Source organism: Pseudoalteromonas sp. H71, from assembly GCF_001468485.1.
Taxonomy (GTDB): Bacteria; Pseudomonadota; Gammaproteobacteria; order Enterobacterales; family Alteromonadaceae; genus Pseudoalteromonas.
In genome coordinates this window covers 1-12,986 of sequence record NZ_LODI01000006.1, presented here as the reverse complement: position 1 = coordinate 12,986, position 12,986 = coordinate 1, and the positions used below count along the sequence as shown (strand labels likewise).

The window sequence follows — 12,986 nt, the reverse complement described above, 5'->3', positions numbered from 1 at the left end:
GCTTTTTATACAAAATAATGGATACATGTGATACGGTTTATAAAAATAAAAACATGTAAAGACTATGAATTATCAAATCGGACCTTGGCAATTTATTAGTAATCGCTGTGTGATTACTTCAAATAACTTAGAAAGGGAATTAGATCCACTTTTAGTAAAATTATTACTGCACTTTGTAAGTAAGCCTCAACAAATAGTTTCCCGCCAAGCGCTTATTGAAAGTGTATGGCAACAAACTTTCGTAGACGATAATGCGATTAACCGAGCTATCTCAGAGCTAAGAAAACAGCTTGCCCATCCAATTGAAAAAGCACCTCTTTTAAAAACGCACTATCGAAAAGGCTATAGCCTAACGGTTATTCCAGAGCGTTTATCGCAAGCTAATGACGCTGACAACTACGTACAAGTATTGAATGAGCCATCTGTTTTAAGTTCAAAAAATGTGGATGCTGCAGAAACAACCTCCACTCAACCTTTTAAAAAAAGTAGTTTAAAAAAGCCCATCTTTTATTCTTTATTAGCCATTGTCTGTTTATGTTTTTTTGCATGGTTGGTGTGGCTGTTTGTTAGCACTCCTTTTAAAGATGAAGTTAAACAGATCACGGTAAATAAGGTGGCGAGTACGTGGAATATAGGGAGTGAGGTTCATCCTGAGCTATCTTCAGATAAGCAATATTTAGCTTATACCAATGTTGAACCTGAACAGGATTTTAATCGTGCATTTGTTAAACGTCTTTCTGATCAACGAGAAGTGGAAATTACATACCCTGGTTTTCAGGTATCTATTTTATCGTGGCAGCTAAACCAACAGGCTGTGCTACTACAAGCTACAAACTTAAAGCAGCAGCAATGCGAAATGGTATTGGTTGATTTAAGCCAGTTTCCGCTTGTTGGGAATGCTAAACGAATAAAAAAATGTGATCTCAGGTACACAGGCTATGCGCAATTAGATCAAAATGGTGAGTATATATATTATACCGAGTACAAAAATGAACAAGATGGCTCAGGTTTATATAAATTTGACTTAGAATTACAAAAGGAGTCGATTGTTATTCCTCCGCCAGGTGTAATGTATGGCGTAATAATGCCACGCTTATCTCATTCGGGTAATAAAATAGCGTACATATTGAGCCAAAAAGGCCAACCATTTTCTGTATTTAGTTACGACTTTACTTCGCGTGAAACTAAGCGATTATTTAAAGCAAAGAGAAGAACAATTAGTTTCGCGTTCGATTGGCTTTCAAATGATAAAGGCGTCATGGTGTTTGAAGACTCAGATCTTTCAACCATTACGTTTGATGAAAATAATATAATTAAACATACACAGACGATTACCCCTGCAATTTCACCTTATTATATTACAGTTCAATCTGCTAATAGCCTGTTTTACTCAGCAAATAAAACACAAGCATTTTCATTAATTAAAGCAACAGATACCTTTGGCGATAATCCAGTTTATGAATCTTTGTATAAAAGTGATAATGATGACTACAGCATTGTTGAAGTAATAAATAAAGCCGGACCAGCACATGTTTTTGTTTCAGAGCGCTCTGGTAGTAGCCAATTATGGATTGCTCAAAATGGACTAACTAAACAACTTAGTTTTTTTAATTACGATGACGTCTCATCTGCCTATAGGTTAAGAGGGTTAAAAGTATCTCCTAATAAGGAACGTATATTATTAATAAAAAATAAGCGCTTTTCACTGTATGACGTAAATACTCAAAAATTCTATCCGTTGGAAATGTTGAGTGGGAGTAAAGTAGAGAGTTATATTTGGTCAAAAAATAACGAAAGTATTATTTATATTGAGCAACTTGATTCAAAAAATAGAGTTGTTGAGTTGAACTTGCTAACCCGTGATACCCGCGTAATAGAAGATATTAAAGCTAATAAACTCATTTCAGATAGTGAAGGTAACGCCTACGCAATCAGCCTTGATGAGTTGATTCGCTTCGCGGATAAGCAAAGCTGGGCATTACCTAAAAATGCTAGAAAGGCGAATGTGTATGGAATTAGTAAAGACTATTTCTATTATTCAGATTCTATCTCAAGAATCGCTAGGTTAGATTTAAAAGATGGCAGCGTGCAAGATACTCACGTTGATTTTCGGCCTATCGCTTTTGAAGTAAGCTCCGATAACGAAATTTTATTTACGGGTGCAAAGTACAAAGACATGCAAATTATACAAATCAGTTGGGATGAATAGCGAAGTTTATAAAGGATTAACAATCGGGCGCTAAATATAAAAACACCAAGTAGTTTAACCGCTTGGTGTTTTTTTATAATTTAAATTAAAGCAAAGGTTTTAGGTAATGCCCGGTGTGCGAGCGCTCACATTCAGCTACGTCTTCAGGCGTACCTGCAATAAGTATTTCACCGCCGCCAGCGCCTCCCTCAGGACCTAAATCAACCACCCAGTCTGCGGTTTTAACCACGTCTAAGTTATGCTCAATAACTACGATGGTATTACCATGATCGCGCAGGCGATGTAGTACAACAAGTAGCTGTTCAATATCGGCAAAGTGAAGGCCGGTTGTTGGCTCATCAAGTATATACAGTGTTTTACCTGTATCGCGTTTAGAAAGCTCACGAGCAAGTTTTACACGCTGAGCTTCACCACCTGAGAGTGTGGTAGCGGCTTGTCCTAAACGCACATACGATAAACCAACATCCATTAGCGTTTTAAGTTTACGTGCTATTGCAGGTATTTTATCAAAGTAGTCGTGTGCATCTTCAACAGTCATTTCGAGTACTTGGTGGATGTTTTTACCTTTGTATTGTACTTCTAAGGTTTCGCGGTTGTAGCGCGCGCCCTTACATACGTCACACGGTACATATACATCAGGTAAAAAGTGCATTTCTACCTTAATTACGCCATCACCTTGGCAGGCTTCACAGCGTCCACCTTTAACGTTAAAGCTAAAGCGACCTACTTTGTATCCGCGAGAGCGTGACTCTTGTGTACCGGCAAATAGCTCACGAATGCCTGTAAAAATACCGGTGTACGTAGCAGGGTTTGAACGCGGTGTACGACCAATTGGGCTTTGGTCAATATCAATTACTTTATCAAAATGATCAAGGCCACTAATTGATTTATACGGCGCTGCTTCTGCTGTGGTTGCGCCGTTTAATTCAGTATGCGCAAGTTTAAATAATGTATCGTTTATAAGTGTTGATTTACCAGAGCCAGATACACCGGTAATACACGTCATTAAACCAAATGGAATTTTCAAATCGACATTTTTAAGGTTGTTACCGGTCGCGCCAAATAGCTCAAGCCATTTATCGCCGGTTGGGTTACGCTCTTTTGGCACTTCTATTTTGCGCACGCCTGATAAAAACTGGCCAGTTACTGAGTCTTTAGTGGCTAGAATATCGTCGCGTGTACCTTGTGCAATAATATGCCCACCGTGAACACCTGCACCTGGGCCAATATCAATAATATGATCGGCGGCACGAATAGCATCTTCATCATGTTCAACAACAATAACGGTGTTACCTAGGTCGCGCAAATGCACTAATGTTTGCAGTAGGCGCTCGTTATCGCGTTGGTGTAAACCAATTGATGGTTCATCCAATACGTACATTACCCCTACAAGGCCTGCACCAATCTGACTGGCTAAACGAATACGCTGCGCTTCACCACCAGAGAGGGTATCGGCACTGCGCTCAAGCGATAAGTAATTAAGACCAACATTGATTAAAAACGATAAACGGTCGCGAATTTCTTTTAAGATTTTTTCTGCTATTTGGGCTCTTTGGCCACTTAACGATAGGCTTTCAAAAAAGTCCATCGCTTCGCCAATGCTCATAGTAGTAATAGCAGGCAGGTTTGTTTGACCTATAAATACGTGACGTGCTTCTTGGCGTAAACGCGAACCATGACAACTAGGGCACGCTTGGCTAGTTTGATATTTAGCGAGCTCTTCGCGTACAGAGTTTGACTCAGTTTCGCGATAGCGACGGTTCATGTTGTTTAACACGCCTTCAAACTCGTGGTTGCGTGTTATTAAATCGCCTCTGTCGTTACGGTAATTAAAAGCAATTTTAGTTTGCCCTGAGCCCTCTAAAATAATTTTCTGAGAGTCTATAGCTAGCTTTTCAAACGGTACATCTAAATCAAATTTATAATGCTCGGCGACCGCCTGTAGCATTTGAAAGTAGTAAAAACTGCGCTTATCCCATCCTTTTATAGCACCACCGGCCAAGCTTAGCTCAGGGTTATGTACTACGCGGTTAGGATCAAAATATTGACGTACGCCTAAACCGTCACAGCTTTGACACGCACCGGCAGGGTTATTAAACGAAAATAAACGAGGTTCTAATTCAGTCATTGCATAGCCACAGGTAGGGCAGGCAAAGTTGGCTGAAAACAGCATTTCCTCTATCGTGCTATCGTCCATGTAAGCTACATTTGCCACACCACCCGACATTTCGAGCGCTGTTTCAAATGACTCGGCTAAACGCTGTTGTTGGCCATCTTTTACTTTAAAGCGGTCAACTACTACTTCAATAGTGTGCTTTTTGTGAAGTTCAAGTGTTGGCGGATCTGATAGGTCGCATACTTCGCCATCTATTCGTGCTCTTATATAACCTTGACTTGCTAGTTGCTCAAGCAGCTTAACATGCTCACCTTTACGCTCTTTTACTACCGGTGCCAAAAGCATTAGCTTAGTGCCTTCAGGCAGTGCTAAAACGGTATCAACCATTTGGCTAATTGTTTGTGCGGCTAAAGGTAAATCATGTGTAGGACAACGAGGTTCGCCCACGCGAGCAAACATTAAACGTAAGTAATCGTATATTTCGGTAATGGTACCCACGGTAGAGCGTGGATTATGTGAGGTTGATTTTTGCTCAATAGAAATGGCAGGAGATAGGCCTTCAATATGATCAACATCGGGCTTTTCCATCAAGGATAAAAACTGTCTTGCATACGCAGAAAGTGATTCAACATACCGTCGTTGCCCTTCAGCGTACAAAGTATCAAATGCAAGTGATGACTTTCCCGAACCAGATAGGCCTGTGATAACAATTAATTTATCACGTGGGATGGTTAGGCTGATGTCTTTTAAATTGTGCGTACGGGCGCCTCGGACTTCAATGTTTTCCATGCTATCTCGTTAATTACCAAAATTATTTACTGAGTATCTCATAATACGCTGCAATATTAATCCTTGATCATGAAAAATCCTTAGCTTTAAGCGATTAATTATTGCCAAGCTTGTGATAGAATCCTTGCCTAATTTTTTCACATCGTAAGATTTTGCTGATAATGACTGCATCTTCACTTAATTCACGAGAAAAGCGCGCCGCTGTATCGCTAGCGAGTGTGTTTGCATTTAGAATGCTCGGCTTATTTATGCTGATGCCGGTATTAGCGATTTATGGCCAGTCGCTTGACGGCTTTTCACCGATTTGGATTGGTTTTGCTATTGGTGCGTATGGCTTAACACAGGCGGTATTGCAAATACCTATGGGTCGTTTGTCAGACAAAATAGGCCGTAAAAAAGTTATTATTGGTGGTTTAGTTGTGTTTGCTATCGGCTCAGTCATAGCCGCATTGGCTGAATCTATCCAAATGGTCACTGTAGGGCGTGCCTTACAAGGTATGGGCGCTATTGCTAGTGCATTACTGGCTTTTGCCAGCGACTTAAGTCGCGACGAACAACGCCCTAAAGTAATGGCTGTAATTGGTATGAGCATAGGCATGAGCTTTGCCTTTGCGATGTTATTAGGCCCAATTGTTGCCGCTTCGTGGGGTGTAGCTGGGGTATTTTGGTTAACAGCAATACTTGCCGTGCTCGGTATTGGTATTATTTTATTTTTAGTGCCAAACGCAGTAAATAAAGCGCCCAAAGGGGATACCTTGGCAAGCTTTAGCGATATTAAAAAACTGATTAAACATCCAGAGTTATCACGTTTAAATGCAGGCGTATTATTACTGCATTTAACATTAACCACTATTTTTGTGGTACTACCAAGCCAGCTGATAAAAGAAGGTTTGGCGGCAGAGCAACATTGGTATTTGTATATTCCGGTCTTGTTTTTGGCATTTTTATTAATGGTACCTATTATGATTGTGGCCATTAAAAAAGAAAAAGAAAAGCAAGCGTTTATCGGTTCTGTAGCGCTGTTAACAGTCAGTATGCTGGCCATGTCAGTATGGATTAATAGTGTGGTAGGTATTGCTATATGTATGTTGCTTTATTTTGTCGCATTTAACTTTTTAGAAGCCACAATGCCAGCGCTTGTATCGCGTATAGCCCCTGCTAACCAAAAAGGATCAGCCATGGGGGGATACTCGTCTAGCCAGTTTTTAGGTGCCTTTTTGGGCGGGGTGTTAGGTGGTTATATTGCTCAAACTACAACAACGCAAGCTGTGTTTGCGGCAGCAGCACTTGTTGGGTTAATATGGCTTGTTGTTGCGTGGAAAATGCAAGTACCACCCAAAAGTAAAGTTATTAGTTTAATGACCAAATTAAGTTCTGAGGAGCATGCCCAAACATTGGCTTCTCAGTTAGTTGCTTTACCAGGTGTAATAGAAGCAACAGTAGTGCGCGATGAAAGCCGTAGCTACTTAAAGATTAATGATAAAGAATTTGACCTAGACCAAGCACGTAAAGTAGCTGGTTTAATCTAACGTTTATAGGAGATGGTTCCATGGCACGCGGTGTGAACAAAGTAATTTTGGTTGGTAATTTAGGACAAGATCCTGAAGTTCGTTACATGCCTAATGGCAATGGTGTAGCAAATATTACCTTAGCAACGTCAGACAGCTATAAAGATAAAAACACTGGCCAAATGGTTGATAAAACTGAATGGCACCGTGTTGTGTTTTTTGGAAAGCTGGCTGAAATTGTTGGTGAGTATTGTCGTAAAGGCTCACAAATTTACGTTGAAGGTAAACTTCAAACACGTAAATGGACCGACCAACAAGGCCAAGAAAAATACACCACAGAAATTGTTGTTGATGGCTTCACGGGTCAAATGCAAATGCTAGGCGCTCGCGGTGGCGATCAGCAAGGTGGTGGTGGCTATCAAGGTAATCAAGGCGGCCAACAAGGTGGCCAACAAGGTGGCGGTTACCAAAATAATCAGCAAGGCGGTGGCTATGGTCAAAACAACCAAGGTCAAAACAGCCAGCAAGGTGGATATGCACCACAACAGCAAGCTGCACCTGCTGCACAGCCTCAATCAGCACCGGCTCCACAGCAAAGTAATCAGTATCAGCCACAAAATGGCGGTTTTGCTCCACAGCAAAATAGTGCGCCACAGCAGCAAGGTGGTTTTGCACCTAAGCCGCAAAATGCACCACAGGGCGGCGCATCAAATCCAATGGAACCAACTATAGATTTTGATGACGACATTCCGTTCTAGTTTCCGTGAGTGGAATAAGTGTAAAAAAACACTTGTAAACTAGATCAAAAATCATTAAGCCCAGCAAAAACGCTGGGTTTTTTTGTTTTTTACACTTTACATTTGAATTTTAATCATTAAAAAAGACTTTACGTAAACAAAAACAGTAAAGAAAAATAAAATGAATAAGTTACCAACAATCGCCAATTTTGAAAAAGTAATACAACGCCTAAAAATAGCTATCACTATTGTCTGAGTAATAGAGAGCTACTTGTATATAAATAGATAAGGGACAGTAACTTTAACCTAATAAAAAGCGATAGCCTTCTCTTCAAAAATCTTCCTGCACAATGTTTCTGTAACTTTAATCAAATGGTTTCTTTTTTATAATCGCTCACTCTTGTTATCTACCTAAAATCTAATTAAGCAATTGATATTTAATAATTTAAATAATTATAAAAAAAGGTTTACAAAGAAATCTCAATCATTAAACAGATTAAAACTACTTAAAAACTTAAATGAAATAAGGTTGTTTTATGTCTGACTTACATGTCGAAACACTGATTTTAAAAAACGGAGAACGTTACCCTGTTTTAATGACAGGAAATAATGTTCCTCATGATCTCGTTACGCTTTGGGTAACCGCAAAACTTCATTCAAAAGGTCTCGCGTTTAATACGATCAAAAACAAGATTAAACATATTCGCTGGTTTCTAACTTGGCAAACTAAACAAGATAGAGATCTTTTTCGCGAATTCCAAGACGGTCAATTCTTAATCGAAGAAGATATGGAGAATATCCAGTCGCATATGGCGATTGATATTGTGCATTTAAAAGCGTGTGGCAGAAAAAAAAGTTCATCCCGCTCCAAGGTGATTAACTTATCAGGAAGCCCGTCTTTTCTTGAAGTAGCTCCCTCCGTTGGGCGTAATCATCAATACAATCGATTGACCTCAGTGATTGAGTTTGTAGTTTTTATAGCAAAACTAGCGATATCTAAAAAGCAGACGCGTTCTTTAAATCAGTCCGTTTCAAAAATGGAAGAAAAGTTTAAGACATTTAGGCCGAAAGGCAGGGGGAAAAATGTCTTGAGCAAAAGTAAAGCGCTAGATATTCCTGTTGAAACTGTAGAAGAGTTTTTGAGTGTTGCTCACTTTAATCACAAAGAAAATCCATTTGAAACATTGGATATCAAATTTAGGAACTACCTAATGTTCCATCTATTAGAAAAAACGGGAATGAGACGAGGAGAGCTGCTTTCTCTTCAAATTACTCACATGACTTTACAAGGTAGTGATAAAGCTATTTGGATATCCCGCACTCATGATGATGTTAATGATTCAAGAGTCAACCAGGCTGTTACAAAAACTAAAGAACGGAAAATCAGAATAAGCCAAGAGACCGCAGATTTAGTTAACAAATATATATTGCAGTATCGTTCTAAAATTCCTCAATCGAATAAACACGCCTACTTATTTGTGACACACAAAAAATGCTCTACGCAAGGTAATCCTGTATCGACTTCAACATTTGACAACACGATAGTGCCGAAGTTGAAAAAGGTTAAAGCTAAATTTGAAGTAATCCACCCTCATTTTTTTAGACATTACTGGAACGAAATTTTCTCTAAAAAAATAGATAAATATAATGAGCTAGCAACTCTAGATGCTAAAGGTCACACACATATCGATAGTGATAAAGAAGCCAAAATGCGAAAGCATTTAATGGGACATTCAAGTGAAAAGTCGGGTGCACATTATAACCAGAGACATATTACAAATCAGTCCAATGAACTTTCATTAATGGAGCAAGAAGAGTTAAGCAGTAAAGTTAGAGAAGCCAAAGCAAAGCGTGAAAGAAAGGAGAAGAATAATGGTTAACTCAGCAAATAGTATAGAGCTATATTCATCTCCTAAGCTAAAGGTCTCGAAGGCTGGCTATAGCTTTGACGTTAATACCAATAAATGGCACTTGAACAAAGATATAACTATTAGTTTTCAAAAGGAGGTACTTAGCATTGACCCAGCGGTACATCATGGGTTTAGACTAGCTTTGGCAAGGTATGCTGAAATGTACTCCGCTGATCATGCGCTGAATATGTATAACCGATTTCAAGCACTAGTTCGTGATACCGAGTGTAATGTTATCAATGTTCAAGTCATTCGTAACTGGAGGGCAATGCTTGATGATGAGCATGAATGGTATTTAGGAGCACTTAGAGGTTTTCTTATTAGCTGGTATGACTTTGGTTACAAAGGTATTGATAAAGAAATTGTTGATGTCCTGGAGAAAATGACGCTTGCAGGGAACAAAAAAGGTGTAGCAATCGCTAATCGCTGCCCAGAAACAGGAGCGCTCACTCAAAATGAACAAATTGCAGTTACAAATGAATTGATTGACCTTTTCAGCGAGGGACATATTTCCCTTGAATGTTATGCCTACTTTTCAACTTTGCAATCATCCGCTCGACGCCCAGTGCAAATTAGACAGTTAAAATCAGAGGACTTGTTACGTAAGAAGGGTACAAATGGTGCCATAAATTATTACTTGAATTTTCCTAGAGCCAAGCAAAGAGGTGTTGGTTTTAGAGAAGAATTCAATAAGCTAGCTATTACAGAAGAGCTTTACCTCATTTTAAAAAATTTGGTGTGCCAACAGGAAGATTGGCTAACCGAACAATTGGAAAGACCTTTAACCAAAATTGAAAAAAGATTAGTCCCGCTTTTTATTGATAAGAAATGTGTAACTAAAATTCTGCCCTCAACAAAGAGAGGCGACACCTTTTTAGATGTGCTTGATTCAGATTTTGCCCATATGTCTGTTAAGCAGTTAGAAAGCCATTTTATGAAAAAAGTGAATCGGTTGAATCAGTCCATTAGTGAGCGGACAGGCGAAATAATTCCTTTGACAGCTAGGCGGTTCAGAAGAACTCGTGGAACAAACCTCGGTAGGAAAGGTGTAAGTGCATTCATAATTGCTGAGGCACTTGATCAATCAGATACCCAAAATGTCAAAGTATATACCGAAAATACCGCAGATACAGTGACCTATATTGATAAAGCAGTTGGTAAACAATTAGCTCCTTTTGCCAAAGCGTTTAAAGGAGAAGTTATTGACTCACTGGCAGATGCAGAGAGAGGTCGTGATCCGACAGCACAAATACCTAACCGAGACGCAGAGGCAGTAGGTGCGTGTGGTACTAATAACTTTTGTATTAAAGGTTATGAAGCTTGTTACCTGTGTGAAAAATTTCGCCCTTTGGTTGATGCTCCCCATCAAAAGTTTTTAGATAGTTTGTATGCTGAAAAAGAAGCTCGTCTTAAAAGCACTAAAAGCGAAGAATATGCATCTACCAAAGATACCTTGATACTAGCTGTTGAGGCCGTCGTAGAGGCTTGTAAAAAAGCTCGTTCAGAACAACAGGAGGTATAAATGGTGAATAATATTATTCGATTTGTACCTCAAGCTGATTTAACTGCACAGCAAAACTTAAATCAGTTTATTACCACTTCAAGAGATCAACTGACAGCATTTGGTCAGGATACATGGGAAAAAAATAAATGGCATACGTTTAAAGGAAAAACTAGAGTCGTAGCAAGGTTTTCTACAAACCTAAAGCCATCAGATTCTTATCACTTTGAGCCTTTGGGGCAGCCATATCTAGATTTTGCAAAAGCGTACATAAGAGATTTATTTACAGATAAACCATTATCGTCCCTAGCAAGGCAAATGGAAGCAATAAAAATACTTGAGGAAGCGTTACTTTTAGCAACAGGCAAAGCTGACATTTTAGAGCTAAATGGGGTGGTCTTAGAGCATCTTGATAGAGTTTTTAAAAGTAGAACAAAGAATGCCCAAGTTAGAAACCAGGCTGGTTACCAAATGCAGTTGCTGCTCAACTTTTGCAGGGATAAGTTAATAGCTCCTGATTTACCAGAATGGAGCAACCCTTATCCAAAAGTTAAAGACTTAACTGTTACGTTGGATGACAAAGGAAAAGAACACAGAAGCGAGAAGTTGCCCACAAATGAAGAGATGATGATGGTGGCCGAATTATTCAGTAAAGCCCCGCAGCTAGGAGTCGAAGTAGAGTATTACTCGGCTATTTTTGCGCTATTAATGACAGCGCCGTCACGTGCAACAGAGTTAACTGCTCTTCAAGTAGATTGCCTTGTTTGGGAAGAGGATAAGACTGGAGAGTTGAAACTAGGAATCCGCTGGGTGCCTGCAAAAAAAGGAAAGGAGGGTATTAAATGGGTGCCAAGCGTTATGCAGGACGTAGTTCTTGAAGCTATTGAACGATTAAAGCGCATAAGTGCTCCGGCTAGAAAAATAGCCAAATTTTCAGAAGAAAATCCTGGTAAATTTATAGTTCACGAGGACTGTATAACTCCAGCTGATTTTGATCATTCTACTTCTTTATCATTAGCTGAATTTAATGCTGCTACTTCATTGGATGGTGACTGCTTTCCTAATTCAACTAAGTGGCTTAAGGAAGTTAAGCAATTAAACGAGAATAAAATAACTTACAGTGGTTTGGGACAATACTTTTATTATCTTTACACGAAGGCATTTCCGAAGTGGCCCTTTGTTGATAATGCTAAAAAAGTAAAGGCTTCTGAAGCTCTATTCCTCCATAGAGAGAACGAGTTCCATCTGGATTTTAGCCCGAAAAACTATTCATTCCGTTTACCATCTGTGAATCAAATCAATGATCGTTTTATGCAAAAGGAATCCCGTGAGGATAGAACGTTATGGAAGAAATTCGGATTTACCCTTAAAAGTGGTAAACCAATTGAATTAACAACACATAAAGCTCGTCACTGGTTAAGTACATTAGCTGAAGATGGTGGTATGGGAGAGTTGGCTCTAGCTAACTGGGCTGGGCGAGCAAAAGTTGGCGACAATAAGTCTTATGACCATAGAACTGAAGCTGAAAAAGCTAATGAAGTAGCTAAATTAATGATTTCTGAAGATGCCAATGTATTAGAGAGAATTAAGAATCGTGTTCCGGTTAGATTCGCTGATATTGGTAAAGATTTGGATGGTTCAGCTATTGTGACTGAGTTAGGGGTGTGTGAGCACGATTATGCAATGATGCCATGTCAGCGAAATGGTGATTGTGAAACCTGCAAGGAGCTTGTCTGTATCAAAGGGTTTAGCAGCTCTCTTGAAAACTTAAAGAAGAGAGAGCTAGAAGTTGAAATATTGTTAAACAAAGCGTTGAAAGATCATGAGTTAGGAGCCTTCGGTGCTGATAGATGGGTAAGTAACCACGCCTGGAGATTGGCGCATATCAAAACCAAAATTAGGATTTTAGAAGACGACAATACTCCAGAAGGGACGCCAGTAAGAATACCTGAAGAGTATGACCCATCTCCGATCAAAGAAGCCTTGAGGCAAAAAGGTTTCAATGAAGGAATTGAAGCTCCCCCCCTGTGTCAGGATAGTTGTCGCCTCTAACTTTTAAGAGAGGTAGATAAAATGAGTCGTCGGTTTACACACGAATTTAAAGTACAAGCTGTTGAAAAAGCACTATCTCAATGTGATGATGTTCGTATAGAAGATATTGCAGATGATTTAGGCGTCGGCTATTCAACACTACAACGGTGGATTGCACTTGCCAA

Annotated in this window: 8 protein-coding genes; 7 read left to right on the top strand and 1 reads right to left on the bottom strand. The window is 39.4% G+C overall.

The genetic code is table 11. From position 1 onward, the window contains the following. The first annotated feature begins 64 nt into the window (after positions 1-64). Positions 65-2,209 (top strand): winged helix-turn-helix domain-containing protein, encoded by a 2,145-nt coding sequence (locus ATS71_RS05120; protein WP_058403840.1) that lies wholly within the window; start codon positions 65-67, stop codon positions 2,207-2,209. Between the two features lie 85 nt (positions 2,210-2,294). On the opposite strand, the gene uvrA is transcribed toward ATS71_RS05120, so the two are convergent. After that, on the bottom strand, positions 2,295-5,114 hold the full coding sequence (uvrA, locus tag ATS71_RS05115) for an excinuclease ABC subunit UvrA (RefSeq protein ID WP_058403839.1): 2,820 nt from the start codon (positions 5,112-5,114) through the stop codon (positions 2,295-2,297). 161 nt (positions 5,115-5,275) lie between these two features. Between uvrA and ATS71_RS05110 the strand changes: the two genes are divergently transcribed. From ATS71_RS05110 to ATS71_RS19405, 6 genes are all read left to right on the top strand, one after another. Continuing rightward, on the top strand, positions 5,276-6,643 hold the full coding sequence (locus ATS71_RS05110; RefSeq protein ID WP_058403838.1) for an MFS transporter: 1,368 nt from the start codon (positions 5,276-5,278) through the stop codon (positions 6,641-6,643). Between the two features lie 20 nt (positions 6,644-6,663). Further along, complete coding sequence (ssb, locus tag ATS71_RS05105) at positions 6,664-7,380, top strand: single-stranded DNA-binding protein (RefSeq protein WP_058403837.1); 717 nt, start codon at positions 6,664-6,666, stop codon at positions 7,378-7,380. A gap of 515 nt (positions 7,381-7,895) precedes the next feature. Then, on the top strand, positions 7,896-9,239 hold the full coding sequence (locus tag ATS71_RS05100; RefSeq protein ID WP_058403836.1) for a tyrosine-type recombinase/integrase: 1,344 nt from the start codon (positions 7,896-7,898) through the stop codon (positions 9,237-9,239). After that, positions 9,232-10,791 carry a site-specific integrase gene (locus ATS71_RS05095; RefSeq protein ID WP_201020857.1) on the top strand — a complete coding sequence of 520 codons (1,560 nt, stop codon included), beginning with the start codon at positions 9,232-9,234 and terminating at the stop codon, positions 10,789-10,791. The genes ATS71_RS05100 and ATS71_RS05095 overlap by 8 nt, the downstream gene beginning before the upstream one ends. Next, positions 10,792-12,822 (top strand): integrase, encoded by a 2,031-nt coding sequence (locus ATS71_RS05090; RefSeq protein WP_082653590.1) that lies wholly within the window; start codon positions 10,792-10,794, stop codon positions 12,820-12,822. It begins immediately after the preceding gene. 21 nt (positions 12,823-12,843) lie between these two features. Continuing rightward, positions 12,844-12,986, top strand: a 143-nt coding sequence (locus tag ATS71_RS19405; protein ID WP_152995666.1) for a transposase, incomplete at its 3' end; no start/stop codon positions are given.